Origin of the sequence: Gordonia oleivorans, assembly GCF_040044975.1 — a bacterium.
Classification (GTDB): Bacteria; Actinomycetota; Actinomycetes; order Mycobacteriales; family Mycobacteriaceae; genus Gordonia; species Gordonia oleivorans.
The window spans coordinates 98,401-114,591 of sequence record NZ_JBDZDI010000008.1; the positions used below are offsets into that span (position 1 = coordinate 98,401).

Genomic DNA, 16,191 nt, shown 5'->3' on the forward strand with positions numbered 1-16,191 from the left:
CGTGCTGAACTTCATCTATTGGCCGGTATCCGCGATCATGTGGTTCTGGCACTGGCTGTTCGACTTTGTCACGCCGGATAGTCCTGGTGGCGATGGCATCGCGTGGGCGTTGTCGGTGGTGTTCCTGGTCTTCACCCTGCGTGCGATCCTCTACAAGCCCTTCGTGAAGCAGATTCGCACCACGAAGAAGATGCAGGAGATCAATCCGCAGCTGCAGGCGATCCGCAAGAAGTACGCCAAGGATCGGGTCAAGATGACCGAGGAGATGCAGAAGCTGCAGAAGGAGCACGGCTTCAATCCCCTGCTCGGATGTCTGCCGATGCTGCTGCAGATCCCGGTGTTCATCGGTCTGTTCCACGTGCTGCGATCGTTCAACCGGACCGCGACCGGAATGGGTCAGCTGGGGATGTCTCCGGAGGAGACCCGGTCGGTCGGCAACTACATCTTCAGCGTCGACCAGGTGCAGAACTTCCTCGACGCCCGCCTCTTCGGGGTGCCGCTGTCGTCGTACATCACCGAGCCCAAGACCGAGTGGGCGGCGTTCGTTCAGCCCGGCCAGCCGATCGACTTCGACCGCTGGGACATCGCCATCGTCGTCATCCCGATGATGATCGTGGCCTCGATCGCGACCCACATGAACTCCCGCGCCTCGGTGGCACGTCAGCCGGCGGCCGCCCTGGAGAACCCGCAGACCCGCATGATGAACATGCTGGCGCTCTACATCTTCCCGCTGGGCATCCTGGTGACCGGACCGTTCTTCCCCGTCGCCATCCTCCTGTACTGGATGAGCAACAACATCTGGACCTACGGCCAGCAGCACCTCGTGTTCGGTCGGATCGAGAAGGAAGAGGAAGAGGCGCGGCTCGCCAAGCAGGAGAAGCTCAAGGCCAACGCTCCCAAGCCGGGTGTGAAGCCGGACCGTTCCAAGAAGCAGGGTTCCACGTCGAACTCCGACGACGATGAGTCGACGGGGCTGTCGCTGACGAAGGGTGACGACGCGACAGATGCCGCGCCGAAGAAGTCGTCGGGCGGAGGCTCGACGAGCGACTCGGCAAGCGACTCGGGGACGGCGGAGTCGGTGGCCGAGAACGAGGCGGCCGCGACGCCCGACACCAAGCCACGCCCCGGCCAGAAACCGGCGCGAGCGTCCGGTGGTCCCGGTCCCGGGAACAAGAACCAATCCGCTGCCAAACGCGGCGGCGGTAAACGCGGGAACCGCAAGGGCGGTAGACGCTGACCGCGAGGTCGCGCGCCGCATTCCCGGCTGGCGGATCGACCGGCCCGACACAGACCTGACAGGTACGAGCAAGAAGGTGGAACCCAGATGACAGCAGAGCCTGCGACTCAGGGAGAGCACGACGTGAACGCTGAGGCGGTGTCCCAGGAGACCGTGTCCCAGGAGACCGTGGCCGACGAGACCGTGGCCGAGGAAGCGGCGGGCGCGGATTCGGACGGTGCGGATTCGGACGGTGCGGTGCAGGGTGCTGACGCCGGTGAGGCTGACGCCGACGCCGACGCCGACGCTGAGGATGCCGAGGATGCCGAGGACGACGAGTCGGAGGAGGACGGCGACGGGCTGTTCGAGGAGGGCGAGATCGCCGGTGACTACCTCGAGCAGTTGCTGGACGTCCTGGACTTCGATGGCGACATTGATCTCGATGTCGACGGTGACCGCGCGATCGTCAGTATCGATGGCGGCGATGATCTGGCGAAGCTCGTCGGACGCAAGGGCGAGGTTCTCGACGCCCTGCAGGAACTCACTCGCCTTGCCGTTCAGCAGGTGACCGGAGATCGGAGTCGACTGATGCTGGACATCGCTCGCTGGCGTGCCGATCGTCGCGACCGGCTGGCGCGTTTGGGTACCGAGGTTGCCGAGCGTGTCCGTGCGGAAGGCGATCGCGAGGCGCTGGATCCGATGACGCCGTTCGAGCGCAAGATTGTGCATGACGCGGTGGCCGCTGTGGATGGCGTGATCAGCGAGAGCGAGGGCGTGGAGCCCAAGCGTAGGGTCGTGGTGATCAAGGTCGATTGACCGACGATCCGCTGATGCGGATGGTAGCGAGCAAGGGAGTCCCGGTCGTGTGGCCGGGACTTCGTTGTTCCCGGGGTGGAAACTACATTGATGTGATTCCGCTGTTTCACGTGAAACGGCGGTGAGCGATCAGCGACAAGGATGGTCTGTTTCACGTGAAACCTGAGCCTTCGGAGGATCAGAGCCCGCACGAGCCCTCGGCCACGGGTGACTCCCCTCCCCCATCGGCCGCGAAGGTGTTCGGTGATCGCTTGGACGCCGCGGAGCGGTATCGATCGATGCTTGCGACGGACGGTACCGTCCGCGGGCTGATCGGCCCCCGCGAGGTGCTGCGTCTGTGGGACCGTCATCTCGTCAACTGTGCGGTGATCGGTGAGTTGATCGACGAGGGCCAGTCGGTGATCGACATCGGAAGCGGAGCTGGCCTGCCGGGGATCCCGTTGGCCATCGCGCGTCCGGATCTCAACATCACCCTGATCGAACCGCTCCTCCGGCGGACGACCTTTCTGGAGGAGGTTGTCGAGAGACTCGATCTGAATGTTCGCGTGATACGGGGTCGTGCCGAGGAGAAGACTGTGCTCGCCGAAGTAGAGCCGGCCGATGTTGTCACGTCGCGGGCCGTCGCACCGCTCGAACGGCTGGTCCGATGGTCGGCTCCACTGATCTCTCCGGCGGGCCGCTTGGTGGCCATCAAGGGGTCGTCGGCCGAAGATGAGATCGCTCGTGACTGGCAGCGTGCTGCGAAGCTCGGGATCGTCGATCTGAAAGCACAGACGTGCGGCGCCGATGTGTTGGAGCAGGCGACGACGGTGATCGTGGGATTCAAGCGCGGTGGCTCGGGGCGATCACGCGAGAAGGACGCCGGGGGCGTCGGGAATCCGTCTCGTCGGAGTGCGGGACCGAACTCGTCGGTCCGGAAGTCAGGGAGGTAATTGGTGCGGATCGGTCGGAGAGCGCAAAATAGGAGGGCGTCATCGAGTGCCTCCGATACCTCTGAGGACACCCAATCTGTCGGGCAAAGGAGTCCCAGCGTGGTCGAGAAAGACCCGAAGGTTTCACGTGAAACGTCACACAATGGCGCGGGTGGCGCCACACAGGATTCTCTCGACGACACACCGATCGCAGCCGCGGCGGCACGAGCCAGTCAGGTCCTGACGCCTGGTGCGTCCGGTCAACTCCCCCACCCCGCCGCCACCCGGATCCTCACCGTCGCCAATCAGAAGGGTGGGGTCGGGAAGACCACCACCGCGGTGAACCTGGCGGCCGGGCTGGCGGTGCATGGACTGCGGGTGCTCGTCGTCGATCTCGATCCGCAGGGCAATGCGAGCACGGCACTGGGTATCGATCACCGGGCACCGGACATCGCGTCGGTGTACGAGTTGCTGATCGGCGAGGTGACGATCCGCGATGCGGTCCAACAGAGTCCCGCCAACGAGAACCTCTTCTGTGTGCCCGCGACTCTCGATCTCGCCGGCGCTGAGATTGAGTTGGTGTCGCTCGTCGCCCGCGAGAATCGGCTGCGCAACGCACTGAGCGACGACTCCATCGCGGAGTTCGGATTCGACTACATCTTCATCGACTGCCCCCCATCGCTGGGACTGCTGACGGTGAACGCGATGGTCGCGGCGCGCGAAGTGCTCATCCCGATCCAATGCGAGTACTACGCCCTCGAGGGTGTCGGTCAGCTACTCCGCAACATCGAACTCGTGCAGGCGCACCTGAACAAAGATCTGCACGTCTCGACGATCCTGCTGACGATGTACGACGGACGCACGAAGCTCGCCGATCAGGTTGCCGAGGAGGTGCGCCGACACTTCGGCAGCAAAGTCCTATCGACCATCATTCCGCGCAGCGTCAAGGTGTCCGAGGCTCCGGGCTACGGGATGACCATCATCGAATACGACCCGGGTTCACGTGGATCAATGAGCTACCTCGACGCCGCCCGAGAACTCGCGATGAAGAGCCAGACGACCGAATCCGGTGTCAGTCCCTGACGCCGCCCGGCCTGCGCGCCTCAGGCCGTCACCCATCCAGCAGTCGAGAAGCATCAGTTCATGAACACCGTCGGGTCGAGAGGATTTCCGTGAGTCAGAAGGACACTGCGCGACGAGGAGGGCTCGGACGCGGGTTGGCGGCGCTGATCCCGACGGGTCCCACCGAGGGTGATCCGACCGCGCCGAAGTTGGGTGCGGCGGCTGCCGATGTGGTGATCGGTACCGGTAACGGCGGGGCGGCCGGCGCGGGCACGAAGAGTCGTATGTCGACCGCGCGTACGGACACCACCGATGCCGTCTCCCCCGCCGGAACCGTCGATGAGGTCGGCGCGGTCTACCGCGAGATTCCTCCCAATCTCATCCAGCCCAATCCGCAGCAGCCCCGAAGTGTGTTCGACGAGGACGCTCTCAACGAACTGATCCACTCGATCAGGGAGTTCGGTCTCATGCAGCCGATCGTCGTGCGGCGGCTGCCGAAGCCCACCGCCGACGGCGTCGAGTTCCAGCTCGTCATGGGCGAGCGTCGGTGGCGCGCCAGCCAGGAAGCCGGCCTCGACGCCATTCCGGCGATCGTGCGGGAGACCCCCGACGGTGACATGCTTCGCGATGCGCTGCTCGAGAACATCCACCGCGCACAGCTGAATCCCTTGGAAGAGGCGGCGGCGTATCAGCAATTGCTCGATGAGTTCGACGTGACACATGAGGAGCTGGCGAACCGGTTGGGGCGCTCGCGGCCGGTGATCACGAACATGATCCGCCTGCTGAAGCTGCCGATCCCGGTGCAGCGTCGCGTGGCCGCCGGTGTGTTGTCGGCCGGGCACGCTCGTGCATTGTTGTCGTTGGAGGTCGGCAGCGACGCGCAGGAGGCTCTGGCGGCGCGCATCGTCGCCGAGGGTTTGTCGGTGCGCGCGACGGAGGAGGCGGTGACACTTGCGAACCGCGATGACGGCTCCGCAACCACCCCGTCCCCGGCAGCCAAACGCAAGCCGATGCAGATGCCCGGGCTCCAGGACCTCGCCGAGCGGCTGTCCGATCGTCTCGATACCCGGGTGACGGTCAGCCTCGGCAAGCGCAAGGGCAAGATTGTCGTCGAGTTCGGATCCGTCGACGATCTCCAGCGGATTGTCGGTCTGGTCGACCCGGGGAAGTGATATCACCGACGATTTTCCACGACCAACCACCCTCGGGAGTAACGTCACAGTGACGCATCTAGTTGCGCGAATCCTGCGGATCGACGGAAGCCTTTGCAGCTCAACGTTTTTCGGGACCAGCGCGGTGACAGGACGGACGATCTGACATGGAACCGGTGATCTCGCGTCTGAGTCTCGAATCCTTCGAGTCGCTACCACCGCACGCGCGACGATGTGTCTTCTGGGAGGTCGATCCAGGAACGGTGGGCGGCGACGATCTCGACACCGTCTGCGTTGCCGACACCTCAACGTTCGAGAGCGAGTTCGACAAGGAAGCGTGGATCTCCTCGGTGCTCCTCGAATGGGGTGCGTGCGGACAGTTCGCCACCGATCCGTCGACCGGCGTTGTCGTGGGTACCGCGTTCTATGCTCCGCCCGGACGCATTCCGCGGTCCCGGCTGTTTCCGACGTCGCCCGTCAGTGCTGACGCGGTGCTGCTGTCATCGATTCACGTGGAACCGGGGTACGAGGAGGTCGCCAGTCCCCTTCTTGACGCCGTCGTCACCGATCTCATTCGACGTGGCGTACGCGCCGTCGAGGCGTTCGGGTTGGTGCGCGCCGGCGGTTCTGCCGATGATCGTGGTTCGGACCCGTCCGGTGTGCGCGATATCAGCGAGTGGTCGGATGAGGAGATCGTGAACGTGGCACGAGAGATCCTCGACAACCCGCAACCGGATCTGTGTACGCGGTGTCTGATCGATGCCGCGTTCCTGAAGGCATCCGGCTTCGATGTGGTCGCCTCACACGCGCGTTTCCCCCGGTTTCGTCTCGAACTGGACGAAGGCCTGGGATGGAAGTCGGAGGTCGAGGGCGCCCTGGAGAAACTGGTGGTGATGGCGGCGATCGATCTGGCCGGAAAGACCCGGACGTTCGCACCGATCGGCAGGCGCGCTACGTAGTCGACGCGTTATGGGTGACGCGTCGTGACGAGGTGGACGTGCTCCGAAAAAGATTCGGAGCACGTCGAATTGGGATCTCGACTCAGGAAATCTCTTCGGCGGCAAGAAGATCGGCGAAGGTGTACGTCCCGGTGGGCCGGTCGTCGTTGCCGAGCAGATACAGTCGCTTGACCGCGACGAGGACGGCCTCGGCAATCACGTTGCGGTAGTTGGGATCCTCGAGCGTCTCGGCGTCGTCGGGATTGGTGATGTACCCGACGTCGATCATGGCGACCGGCATCCTGGTGAGCCGCAACAGTTCCCACGTACGTTCGTGCGTGCGGCAGTCGATCAGCGGGGTGCGCGCGGCGACCTCACGTTGGATGAAGCCGGCGAGGTTGCGGCCGATCGTGGAGTACGAACCGTGGCTGTTGCCGAAGTAGAAGGAGGCCACGCCGCTGGCGGTCGCGTTCGGGTAGTGGCCGAAGCGCAGCGAGATCATCAGGTCGGCATCGATCATGTTGGCGACGCGGGCGCGATCCTCGTCGGTGGGTGCTCCCCGACCGTCGTGGGACAGGAACGTTTCCATGCCGGCGGCGGCCATCCGGCCTTCGAGTCGTGCGGCGAGATCCCAGAGCAGTCGGCTTTCCTGGTCGGCGAGCGCGCCGGTGGACAGGTCGTGCATGCCGCCGGTACCGGGGTCGATGACGATACGTTTGCCGGAGAGCCGGGGGCCGGAGCGACGGACGTGCTCTTCCTCGCGGATCGCGTACGGGGAACCGCCGGTGACGCGGGTGCCCAGACGTTCCAGCGACCGCAGAGTGGACGGGCCGCAGATGCCGTCGGCGGACAGACCGTACTCACTCTGATACAGGCACACCGCGTTGTGGGTGGTCTCGCCGAAGACGCCGTCGACCAGGGCCGTGTAGTAGCCGAGATTCTGGAGGCGGCCCTGCAGGGTGGCCACGTCGTCGCCCACCATCGGGGACGACAGACGGTAGAGCAGTACTCGCGCTCCGAGCTGGTAGGACGCCTCGCGCAGGGCGCGGTAGGTGGCGGGGCCGACGATGCCGTCGACGATCAGTCCGCGCTGCTGCTGGAACGCGCGGACGGCGTGGTCGGTGTCCTCGTCGAAGGTGTGTCCGCGGATCTCGTCCGGCGAACCGTCGCCGTCGGCGGCGTGACGTCCGCGCGTGACGGGCATGAGGCCTTGTCCGGCGAGGATGGATCGGATCTCGGCGACGGCCGAACCCTGATCACCCAGTCGGAATGTTGGCATCTCAACTCCTTGTTGGCGCGGGACGCGTCGTTGTCCTTGCGCTGCATGGTCACGCCGATCGCGCTGTGAGGCTCTCGGTAGAGGCGAGCGCGCACCAGGCGGACCAGGTGCATTCTGTCAGTTCCGTAGTACGCGGACCAAACCGAACACGGGCACAGAAACATCACGGACGCCGTCACCAGCGAAAACACCGACGACGACGCCCGTGTGGAGGTTGTCACCCCCGCATGTCAGGCGTTGGAGCCGACCACCGAATCGAGTTCGCGCAGCAGGGCGGCCTTGCCCTTCGCGCCGACGATGGTCTTGGTGGGCTTGCCGTTCTCGAACAGGATCATGGTCGGGATCGACATGATCTGGAAGTCACGGGCCGTGGCCGGATTGGCGTCGACGTCGAGTTTGGCGACGGTCAACTTGTCGGCGTGCGCGCCGGCGATCTCCTCCAGGACCGGTGCCACCATGCGGCACGGACCGCACCAGGTTGCCCAGAAGTCGACGAGTACCGGCTTGTCGGATCCGAGGACGTCGTCCTTGAAGGTGGCGTCGGTGACGGCCACGGTGTTGGCTCCCATGAGTGTTCCTCCTGTTGTTGTCGTGATGGTCGGTATCTATTGAGGTCTGCAGTGTCAGCTGTGTGCGTCGACGACGACCACGTCGCCTTCGATCGGCGTGGGTTCGATGTCACCCTGCTCGGCGAGCCACCGTTCGGCGTCGATGGCCGCGGCGCAGCCACTGCCGGCGGCGGTGATCGCCTGGCGGTAAGTGTGGTCGACGAGGTCGCCGGCGGCGAAGACGCCGGGCAGCGAGGTGTAGGTGGTCCGGCCCTGGACCTGCACGTATCCGTCGGAGTCGAGGTCGATCTGACCGCGCACGAGTTCACTGCGCGGGTCGTGGCCGATGGCGACGAACATGCCGGTCACGTCGACGGTCTCGGTGTCGCCGGAGCGGGTGTCGATCAGTTCGAGGCCGGTCACCGAGCCGTCGCCGATCACCGACTTGACCGCGGAGTTGGTGACGAAGCGGATCTTGTCGTTGGCGCGGGCCCGCTCGAGCATGATCTTGGACGCCCGGAACTCCTCGCGTCGGTGGATCAGGGTGACGCTGCGCGCGAACTTGGTGAGGAAGGTCGCCTCCTCCATCGCGGAGTCGCCGCCGCCGATGACGGCGATGTCCTGATCCTTGAAGAAGAAGCCGTCGCAGGTCGCGCACGCCGAGACTCCTCGGCCGAGCAGCTCCTGCTCACCGGCGATCCCCAGGTAGCGGGCCGCGGCACCCATCGCCAAGATCACCGCGTGCGCCCGGTAGGTTTCGCCGGAGGCCACGACCTCCTTGACCGTCCCCTGCAGGCGGACCTCCTCGACGTCCTCCATCCGCAGGTCGGCGCCGAACCGGATGGCCTGCTCGCGCATCTCGTCCATCAGGGCCGGGCCCTGGATTCCGTTCTGGAAGCCGGGGAAGTTCTCCACCTCGGTGGTGGTCATCAGGGCACCGCCGAACTGGGTTCCCTCGAAGACGATCGGGGCGAGTTCCGCACGTGCTGCGTATACCGCCGCGGTGTATCCCGCAGGACCTGATCCGATGATGATCAGTTCGTGGATCTGCTGGGTGTCTGACTGGGTCACTTCGTCCTCCGTGCTCGTTTCACATCACCTGCAGCCAAAAACTTCCCTGGTCGCAGGGGTGCGTGTACCGGCTTTCAACACAAGGGTATGCGGAAGTGTTCCCTCCTCAGCGCGGGCACCGGGGTGCCGGTGTCGCGGCTCCCCCATTCGGCGGACGACGTGGCCCGGGTCATCCTCCGATCGTGGTACGCGAGACGGTTGCCGGATTGCCGGTGTCGCAATCGGGGCCGACCACCAGCGCGAGGAAACGCCCGGCGACACCGGTGCCGAGCAGGATCACCACCTGTTGTGTGCCGTCGACGGTCACCGGGCCGGAGCCCAGGACCGGGGTCGTCGCCGGGATGCCGTTGGCAGCGGTGCATCGTCGAAGTGCGTCGGTTGAGGGGAACGGCGAACCGTCGGTGCGGCCCAGGACCGACAGTGCCGCCGCGCGGTCCAGGGTGGAGGACGGTGCGGGAACGGAGAGGTTCGACGACGGCGCGCTTGGCCGCGCCTCGACGGAATCGGTGGGCTGCGAGGGTCGAAGCGCGATCACCGCGGTCACGACGACGACGATGAGGATCGCGGCCGCAGAGAGGATGGCGTAGGTGCGCGGCCCGGCGCCTCGCCACTTTCTCTCGTTCCTCTTGTTCGGGCGTCTCATGGCCGGGTGTGGGGTGGTCTCCGCGGCGATTGCAGCCAGAGTCTCTTGAGTGCGTGCGCGGACCCAATCCGGTGGCGGGACGTCGTCGACGTCGGTGTTGTGGTCCGCAACGTCTTCGGTGTCGCCCAGGGCGTGCAGTTCGTCACGGACCCGTGCCAGGGCCACAAGTGTGGCATGGGCATCCGCGTCCTCGGCGATGTGCGCGCGAACATGCGCCGCCGTGGCGGCGTCGAGGTTCCCGGCCTGGAACTCGGCGAGGAGCTCCGGGTCATAGGGCGGTGAGGGGAAGCGTGATGAATCCTCGGTCATCGTCGCCTCCTCGGATGGTTCGCGTCGGTCGACGCGGTCGGCATGGCTGTCTCCCCGGTGTAGTCCATATTGCTGATTGGACGCACGCGGGGGCCTCGCGGTTCCCTCCGTGTCCGGATTTCTGAGATCAACTGTCGGCGCCCCTGAGGTAGCCGAGGAGGTCGGCCAGGCGATACCGCCCTCGAGCACTTCGGCTCTTGAGAGTGCCGACCGGTACACCGAGGAGCTGTGACGCTTCGTCCATCGTGTACCCCTCGACGTCGATGGCGATGATCGCGGCCCGTTGATTCGCGGGCAGCTGGTCGAGCGCGTCCTCGATGGCGAGAGTCAGTTCGACACGACCGTACTCGTCGGCGCTGCCGGCCAGGGCATAGTTGTCGGGCTCGGAGAGAGAAATGGTTCGCTGACTTGCGTTGCGGCGCATGCGATCCAGCGAGGCATTCACGACGATGCGGTGCAGCCAGGACGTCACGCGTGCCTCGCCGCGGAATGCTGCCGCTGTCCGGTGTGCGGCGATGAGTGCTTCTTGGAGTGCGTCGGCGGCGTCGTGGGGGTTGCCGGTGGTGCGTAGGGCGATGCGCCAGAGGTAGTTCTGGTGGCGGGTGATGAGGGTGGTGAATGCTGTTGGGTCGCCGTGGGTGTGGGCGGTGAGGAGTTGTTCGTCGGTGCGTGTGTCGCTGTGTTGTCTGGCTCCCCCGGGCATGGTGGTCAGGGTAGTGGGGTGTCGGGTGGGTGGGGGTGGTGTTGGGGGTGGTTGTGGAGAAGCGGGGAGTTGCACCCAGCACGCCAGTGTGCCACTGTTTATTCTCGATTGTTGTTACTGAACATTGAATGGTTGAGGAGGGTGTGATCGTGGCGGGTGTCGGGCTGGCGCGGATAATGCTCGGTGGATCAAGGCACCGTTCGACTGTCGCTCTCGGAGAACACATGACGCGTCATGCCATGCCTCACGCGATACCTATGGTTCTGACGACGACAGATCTCGTAGCCGACTCGGCCGCAGCATCACAGACGGTTGGATGATCAACATCTACGCGATCCCAACCGCCATTGCCTTCCTCGCAGGCACGATCGTCGGCAATTCACTGCTCTAACCTCAGTAACCTCACATGTCTGGAAGCCCGTTCGCACAGCAGATCAAAGGAGCAAAGGTGAGACGCCAGAAAAGGATTGGCCTACTCGTCGGCATGGCAACAGCAACAACCGCCGTCATCATGGGTGGCGGATCAGGCTCAGCCGACGCGGCCCCACAGGTCAGCTGCGCGGGATCGATCTGCACCAACCATGGAGACCAGCCGGGAGTGGGATTTGGCAACTACCGCTGCCCCAACGGCGTGGTGTACCCGTCGTTCGCGGTTGTCCTTCCCCACTCAAGCGCGTTCGTGTTCCCCGCCAACTGCGCAGGCCCCAACTCTCTGTACTGACCGAGCATCTGATGAAAGCAGTTGGGATCGTCAGAGTTACCGTGCCGGAACATCACGGCCTGCTGTGGGACAAAAGCCCACCGATACTCGACACTCTTGCTCCATGGATAGCGTTGCTCTGCGTTGCCGCTGCCGGCGTATTCGGACTGCGTCGCATCTCAGCAGCCCGCCGACGGCTCGGAGTACTTGCAGCTGTGCTGATTTCGCTTCTGGCGGCTGGACTTGCCCTCGCCGTCCACCAGTTGGGCCACGGCAGTGACACGTCCTGGAAGGAAGCCGCGCACACGGCGCTGAGCAGCGCGATCGGTGCCGATATCGACGATCAGCACTCGGACCTGAACGCGTTGCCGCATGCGCAGCCGGGGGACACGATTGCACTATCAACTGATCGCGGCATCCACTACAACGCGCGGGTCCTGCGCCACGACGACACCTACGTCACGGTAGTGATCACTGCAGCTGAGTGAGCATCACAACTCCATGTGCCGGACGGCCGGCACAGTCAAATCCTGCCCGCCCGCACGATAGTAGGTGCTCGAGCGTCTGGGTCATCGTCCATTCCTGTTTGCCGGCGCTCTTCAGCACGCTCGGCAACGCTTCGGCAGCGACGTCGAGCTTCGACGTGGCCAGATGACCCCCCAATTGTTGATACACCGATATCGCTGACTGTGACTGCGGTGCACCATCATTCGATGTTGACGAGGTCGTGTGGGTGGTCATGAGAGTGTGTTCGGAGTTCTGTGCGGCGGTCTCGTAGACAGCCAGATCAATCACCGACGTGTCGGTGTCTACCGAGGTAGTGGTGTGGGAAGTGCTGTTGCGCAATGTGTCTGCGGCTTTGCGGGATTGTTCACCACCCCGGGCGACGGTGGCGCTCGGGTGTCGGTGGTGACGGAGCGGATGCTGCCCAATAGCCGCGAGGCGAGTTCTTCGCCGGCATCGGCGACGCGCGGCGCTGTGTGAGGACCTCGACGAGTACGGGGTGATGTTCTCGGTGTGGCGCCTGGACGCCGACGGCGCGCAGTGCGTGTACCGCGCCCATGTGCACGATCCGGACTCCGATCCGGACGAGTAGGCGGTCGCGATGATGGTGACAGGGCCGGAGGCGGCGGCTGGAGTCGCCGACCTCTATGACGCGGACCCGTCTGTTCTCCTTGCGCCGGAGCAGGATCCGTCCTCGGTGGCCGGCCTCTCGGGAATTGTCGGTAGCCAGTTCGAACCGTGGCCATCAGCGCTCGGATTGCGGTGGCCCGAGATCTCATAGGCGGGTCCGCGGAGGAACCAAGCCGCCATGGAGACCCGTGGGTAGGCAGGCAAGCAGGTGCCCCGGCGGCTGACGTGATGTTGCCACGGGGGGTTCTCCCACCGAGCTGATGTTGTTAGGGTGACCTAATTCGGACATCACATCGGAGGGATTCATGCCAGATCACGGTGCTGCATTCGACCATCTCATCCACTGGGTGCCCGACCTCGATGACGCGATGGCGAAATACGGCGCCGTCGGACTGACCACGCGCCCGGCACTGACCATGCCCGGCTTCCGGAACGCGGCATGGGGTGTCGATGATGAACGCTACGTCGAGTTGGCGACTGTCGATGACTGGAACGCGGTGCGAACCTCGAAGTATGCGGGCAGTTTGGAGATCCTGAAACCCGTCGTCGACGCGGTCGATGCCTCGGGCCTGGTCACCTTCGCGGTGGACGTGCCGGACGCAAGGGTCATCGCGAGACAACTGCTCGAGGCCGGGCGGGACGTGGATGAGATCGAGGTCTACCTCGAGGACAGGGGCGCGGGGTTCGTCGAGGTGTTTGTTCGTGACGCGCCCACCTACTTCCCGTTCTTCATCACCTACTCGCCGCCCCGGGCCGAGATAGGCCGCATGCGAGCCGAATACCGCCAGACACAGGGCATCAGCCTGGACGGTGCGCCCGACCTGGTTGCGCTGCTGATCCGCAGTGTCGATCCGTACACCGAGGCGCAGCATTTGGCCGAACTGGTGGGATGCCCGGTCCGCGGTACCACGGTGGCGCTTCCCGGCGCCGAGGTCAGGTTCGAGCGCGGCGCCGAACCCGGCCTGCACGGCATCGTGGTGCGTGGCCTCGGCAACGCGCCGACGGCCATCGAGATGCTCGGAATGACGGTGATCGTCGAGCGGTGAGCGGCAGTTCTGACCCTTGAACCCAACCGCACGCCGGTGCTACGGTCGGGCCAAGTAAGGGTCACCTAAGTTAGTGAGTCATCGTGATCGTCGAAGCACGAGGAGAGCGCAAGTCGTTCAAGGACGTCGAAGCCCTGTGTGGGCTCGACCTGGAGGTCGCCGAGGGCGAGATCCTCGGTGTCCTCGGTCCCAACGGCGCCGGCAAGACCACCACCATCAACATTCTCACCACTCTCATGCGTCCCGATGCCGGCGAGGTGCGGGTCGCGGGTATCGACGTCGTGCAGGAACCGGCGAAGGTGCGACCACTGATCGGGTTGACCGGACAGTTCGCCGCCCTCGACGGAAACCTCACGGCGCGTGAGAATCTGGTCTTGTTCGGCAGGCTTTTCAAACTCGGTGCCCGTGAGGCGACCCGAAGGGCCGACGAACTTCTCGACGAGTTCGCGCTGGCGGACGCCGCCGACCGACGGACTGTCACCTACTCCGGCGGTATGCGGCGACGACTGGACCTCGCCGCCTCCATGATCGGCCGACCCCGCGTGCTGTTCCTGGACGAACCCACCACCGGACTCGACCCGCGCAGTCGGAACATGTTGTGGGAGGTGGTAAGTCAGCTCCGATCCGAAGGTGTCACGGTGTTCCTCACCACCCAGTACCTCGCCGAAGCCGACGAACTCGCCGACCGCATCGTCGTCATCGACAAGGGCGCGGTGATCGCCGAGGGCACCCCGGCGCGACTGAAGGAACTCGTCGGCGGCGCCGTGTGCGAAGTGGTTGTGGACCAACGTATTCGGGATCGGGTAGGCGCGGTGTTGGGGTCGCGGTGGGAGGTCTCGCGCACCGAAACACAGATCGTGGTGCCCGCCGACGGGCCGTCCACTCTGTTCGACATCGTCCGCGTGCTCGACGCCGAGCAACTCGTTCCGGACGACATCAGCCTGCGCCACCCCACCCTCGACGATGTGTTCCTGGTATTGACCGGATCGGCGACAACGGAGCAGGCACCCCCGACCGATTCCGTGGACGCCTCATGACCACCGTCGCGCCGGCGACAGCGGGCATGTCACCGGCGCTGCTCACCGACACCCTCGCACTGACCGCCCGGCACCTCCGCCTGATGGTCAGACGGCCCCCATCGATCATGGGCGGCATCGTCCTGCCGATCATCTTCGCCATCCTGTTCCTGACCGTCTTCGGGCGAGTGATGGACCGCGCCGGACTCGACTACCCGCAATACATGCTGCCCGCGATCGTGGTGCAGGCCGCATTCTTCGCCGCCATGTCCGGATCCGTATGGGCGGCCGAGGACGCATCGTCGGGCATGGTGGAACGGTTGCGTGCCATGCCGATCGCACGACCGGCGCCGATCCTTTCGCTGCTGATCGGCGAAACGGTCCGGTCGGTGGTCGGGTGCGTCGTATTGATCGCTCTCGGTTACGCTTTCGGCTTCCGTTTCTCGACCGGTGTGCTGGGCGTGCCGGCATTTCTGGGTATCGTCATCGTGGCGACCGCGTCGATCTGCTTGCCGTATCTGGTGCTCGGGTACCGACTCGCCGCCCCCGAACCCGCGCAGGCGCTTGGTGGCGTCATCTACTTCCCACTGCTACTGGTGTCGACACTGTTCGTACCCAAGGACGCCTATCCGGGCTGGTTGCAACCGATCGTGGAGTACCAACCGCTCTCATGTGTCACCGAGGCCCTGCGTGCGGTCTCGACCGACGGTTACAGCAACGTGGCCTCAACCGTCGGGATCGCCATGCTGTGGATGGTCGGGTCGCTGGTGGTGTTCGGACTGCTGGCGCCGCGCGTGTTCGGGAGAGTGTCATGACCACCGACATCGCGGTGATGACGCGCCGCGGCGTCACCTTGATGGTGCGCTCGCCGATGACGATGTCCACCGCGGCTTTCATGCCGATCATCCTGCTGTTGCTGCTGTCCGTGTCGTTCGGGTCGGTGGTGATGCCGGGTGCCGGAGTGGCCGACTACGTCCAGTTCGCGACACCGCTGTTCGTGACGATGGGCGTCGCCTTCGGTGCCATCTCAACCGCGATCTCCGCACAGCAAGACCGCACCTCGGGTTTCGACGACCGACTGCGCACACTGCCGATCTCGCCGGTCGCGCCGCTGGCCGGACGCATCATCGCCGACGTGGGACGCAACCTGGTGACGTTGATCCTCGTGACCGCCGATGCAGTCGCCCTCGGTTTCCGCTTCCACAACGGTGTGCTCGGTGCAGTTGTCTACGTGGTGACGCCCCTGATCTTCGGGTTCGGCCTTGCGTGGTTCATGGTGGCGGTGGCGATGATCGCCGAATCAGCGGAGAGCGCGGCGTCGATGCTCAACGCAGTGATGCTGGTGCTGTCGTTCCTGTCGGTCGGCATGGTGCCCCTGGAGGATCTGCCCGGCTGGGCGCAGCCGATCGCCTCTGCCAACCCGGTCTCGCACGCGATCGGCGCGATGCGCGATGCCACCACCTCGGGCGCGTCGGTGCTCGGCGCCGATGCAGGCATCACGCTGGTGTGGTCGACGGGGCTGACCGCCATGTTCGGCTATGTCGGCGTGCGGGCCTACCGCCGGAGTAGGTGAGGTCGAGAACCCGAGTCACCAACGCGTGGCAGCGGAAGGTGGCCGCACAGCGATACCGAACGAGTTTGGTGCATC

At 64.9% G+C, this 16,191-nt stretch carries 17 protein-coding genes; 11 read left to right on the forward strand and 6 right to left on the reverse strand.

Annotation, left to right across the window (positions count from 1 at the left end; translation table 11 throughout):
- Position 1 precedes the first annotated feature (1 nt).
- The 6 genes from yidC (at position 2) to ABLE92_RS14240 (ending at position 6,115) form a co-directional block, all read left to right on the forward strand.
- Positions 2 to 1,237, forward strand: coding sequence for a membrane protein insertase YidC (gene yidC, locus ABLE92_RS14215; RefSeq protein WP_348805429.1), 1,236 nt, complete (start codon positions 2 to 4; stop codon positions 1,235 to 1,237).
- 87 nt (positions 1,238 to 1,324) lie between these two features.
- Positions 1,325 to 2,032 (forward strand): Jag family protein, encoded by a 708-nt coding sequence (locus tag ABLE92_RS14220; protein ID WP_348805430.1) that lies wholly within the window; start codon positions 1,325 to 1,327, stop codon positions 2,030 to 2,032.
- A gap of 278 nt (positions 2,033 to 2,310) precedes the next feature.
- Positions 2,311 to 2,964 carry a 16S rRNA (guanine(527)-N(7))-methyltransferase RsmG gene (gene rsmG / locus ABLE92_RS14225; RefSeq protein ID WP_425476198.1) on the forward strand — a complete coding sequence of 218 codons (654 nt, stop codon included), beginning with the start codon at positions 2,311 to 2,313 and terminating at the stop codon, positions 2,962 to 2,964.
- 99 nt (positions 2,965 to 3,063) lie between these two features.
- Positions 3,064 to 4,026, forward strand: coding sequence for a ParA family protein (locus tag ABLE92_RS14230; RefSeq protein WP_348805431.1), 963 nt, complete (start codon positions 3,064 to 3,066; stop codon positions 4,024 to 4,026).
- Positions 4,027 to 4,115: 89 nt separating this feature from the next.
- Entirely contained in the window at positions 4,116 to 5,177 is a 1,062-nt protein-coding gene (locus ABLE92_RS14235) for a ParB/RepB/Spo0J family partition protein (protein ID WP_348805432.1), read from the forward strand.
- Between the two features lie 146 nt (positions 5,178 to 5,323).
- Positions 5,324 to 6,115 carry a hypothetical protein gene (locus tag ABLE92_RS14240; protein ID WP_348805433.1) on the forward strand — a complete coding sequence of 264 codons (792 nt, stop codon included), beginning with the start codon at positions 5,324 to 5,326 and terminating at the stop codon, positions 6,113 to 6,115.
- Between the two features lie 82 nt (positions 6,116 to 6,197).
- On the opposite strand, the gene ABLE92_RS14245 is transcribed toward ABLE92_RS14240, so the two are convergent.
- The 5 genes from ABLE92_RS14245 to sigM form a co-directional block, all read right to left on the reverse strand.
- The gene (locus tag ABLE92_RS14245) at positions 6,198 to 7,373 is read right to left on the reverse strand and encodes an N-acetylmuramoyl-L-alanine amidase (RefSeq protein ID WP_348805434.1); all 1,176 of its coding nucleotides are present in this window, start codon (positions 7,371 to 7,373) and stop codon (positions 6,198 to 6,200) included.
- Between the two features lie 230 nt (positions 7,374 to 7,603).
- On the reverse strand, positions 7,604 to 7,942 hold the full coding sequence (gene trxA, locus ABLE92_RS14250; RefSeq protein ID WP_348805435.1) for a thioredoxin: 339 nt from the start codon (positions 7,940 to 7,942) through the stop codon (positions 7,604 to 7,606).
- Between the two features lie 54 nt (positions 7,943 to 7,996).
- Entirely contained in the window at positions 7,997 to 8,992 is a 996-nt protein-coding gene (gene trxB / locus ABLE92_RS14255; RefSeq protein WP_348805436.1) for a thioredoxin-disulfide reductase, read from the reverse strand.
- Positions 8,993 to 9,161: 169 nt separating this feature from the next.
- Positions 9,162 to 9,944, reverse strand: coding sequence for an RsmA family anti-sigma factor (locus ABLE92_RS14260; protein ID WP_348805437.1), 783 nt, complete (start codon positions 9,942 to 9,944; stop codon positions 9,162 to 9,164).
- A gap of 127 nt (positions 9,945 to 10,071) precedes the next feature.
- Positions 10,072 to 10,647, reverse strand: a complete 576-nt coding sequence (gene sigM, locus ABLE92_RS14265) for an RNA polymerase sigma factor SigM (protein WP_348805438.1) — start codon at positions 10,645 to 10,647, stop codon at positions 10,072 to 10,074.
- Positions 10,648 to 11,379: 732 nt separating this feature from the next.
- Between sigM and ABLE92_RS14270 the strand changes: the two genes are divergently transcribed.
- Positions 11,380 to 11,835 carry a hypothetical protein gene (locus ABLE92_RS14270; RefSeq protein ID WP_348805439.1) on the forward strand — a complete coding sequence of 152 codons (456 nt, stop codon included), beginning with the start codon at positions 11,380 to 11,382 and terminating at the stop codon, positions 11,833 to 11,835.
- Here the strand turns inward: ABLE92_RS14270 and ABLE92_RS14275 are convergent.
- A complete protein-coding gene (locus ABLE92_RS14275; RefSeq protein ID WP_348805440.1) occupies positions 11,819 to 12,088 on the reverse strand; it encodes a hypothetical protein in 270 nt (89 codons plus the stop codon). The two genes, ABLE92_RS14270 and ABLE92_RS14275, sit on opposite strands and share 17 nt — an antisense overlap.
- A 698-nt stretch (positions 12,089 to 12,786) precedes the next feature.
- Between ABLE92_RS14275 and ABLE92_RS14280 the strand changes: the two genes are divergently transcribed.
- From ABLE92_RS14280 to ABLE92_RS14295, 4 genes are all read left to right on the forward strand, one after another.
- A complete protein-coding gene (locus tag ABLE92_RS14280; protein WP_348805441.1) occupies positions 12,787 to 13,527 on the forward strand; it encodes a VOC family protein in 741 nt (246 codons plus the stop codon).
- Positions 13,528 to 13,610: 83 nt separating this feature from the next.
- Positions 13,611 to 14,564: an ATP-binding cassette domain-containing protein gene (locus ABLE92_RS14285; RefSeq protein WP_348805442.1), complete on the forward strand. Its 954-nt coding sequence runs from the start codon at positions 13,611 to 13,613 to the stop codon at positions 14,562 to 14,564.
- The gene (locus tag ABLE92_RS14290; protein WP_348805443.1) at positions 14,561 to 15,358 is read left to right on the forward strand and encodes an ABC transporter permease; all 798 of its coding nucleotides are present in this window, start codon (positions 14,561 to 14,563) and stop codon (positions 15,356 to 15,358) included. The genes ABLE92_RS14285 and ABLE92_RS14290 overlap by 4 nt, the downstream gene beginning before the upstream one ends.
- Entirely contained in the window at positions 15,355 to 16,116 is a 762-nt protein-coding gene (locus tag ABLE92_RS14295) for an ABC transporter permease (protein WP_348805444.1), read from the forward strand. The genes ABLE92_RS14290 and ABLE92_RS14295 overlap by 4 nt, the downstream gene beginning before the upstream one ends.
- The last annotated feature ends 75 nt before the right edge of the window (positions 16,117 to 16,191 follow it).

What these genes read in the sequence shown, in the direction of transcription:
- ABLE92_RS14220 (WP_348805430.1), top strand. Translation starts at nt 1,325, where the DNA reads ATGACAGCAGAGCCTGCGACTCAGGGAGAGCACGACGTGAACGCTGAG.
- rsmG (WP_425476198.1), top strand. Translation starts at nt 2,311, where the DNA reads ATGCTTGCGACGGACGGTACCGTCCGCGGGCTGATCGGCCCCCGCGAG.
- ABLE92_RS14240 (WP_348805433.1), top strand. Translation starts at nt 5,324, where the DNA reads ATGGAACCGGTGATCTCGCGTCTGAGTCTCGAATCCTTCGAGTCGCTA.
- ABLE92_RS14245 (WP_348805434.1), bottom strand. Translation starts at nt 7,373, where the DNA reads ATGCCAACATTCCGACTGGGTGATCAGGGTTCGGCCGTCGCCGAGATC.
- trxA (WP_348805435.1), bottom strand. Translation starts at nt 7,942, where the DNA reads ATGGGAGCCAACACCGTGGCCGTCACCGACGCCACCTTCAAGGACGAC.
- ABLE92_RS14260 (WP_348805437.1), bottom strand. Translation starts at nt 9,944, where the DNA reads ATGACCGAGGATTCATCACGCTTCCCCTCACCGCCCTATGACCCGGAG.
- sigM (WP_348805438.1), bottom strand. Translation starts at nt 10,647, where the DNA reads ATGCCCGGGGGAGCCAGACAACACAGCGACACACGCACCGACGAACAA.
- ABLE92_RS14270 (WP_348805439.1), top strand. Translation starts at nt 11,380, where the DNA reads ATGAAAGCAGTTGGGATCGTCAGAGTTACCGTGCCGGAACATCACGGC.
- ABLE92_RS14275 (WP_348805440.1), bottom strand. Translation starts at nt 12,088, where the DNA reads ATGACCACCCACACGACCTCGTCAACATCGAATGATGGTGCACCGCAG.
- ABLE92_RS14280 (WP_348805441.1), top strand. Translation starts at nt 12,787, where the DNA reads ATGCCAGATCACGGTGCTGCATTCGACCATCTCATCCACTGGGTGCCC.
- ABLE92_RS14290 (WP_348805443.1), top strand. Translation starts at nt 14,561, where the DNA reads ATGACCACCGTCGCGCCGGCGACAGCGGGCATGTCACCGGCGCTGCTC.
- ABLE92_RS14295 (WP_348805444.1), top strand. Translation starts at nt 15,355, where the DNA reads ATGACCACCGACATCGCGGTGATGACGCGCCGCGGCGTCACCTTGATG.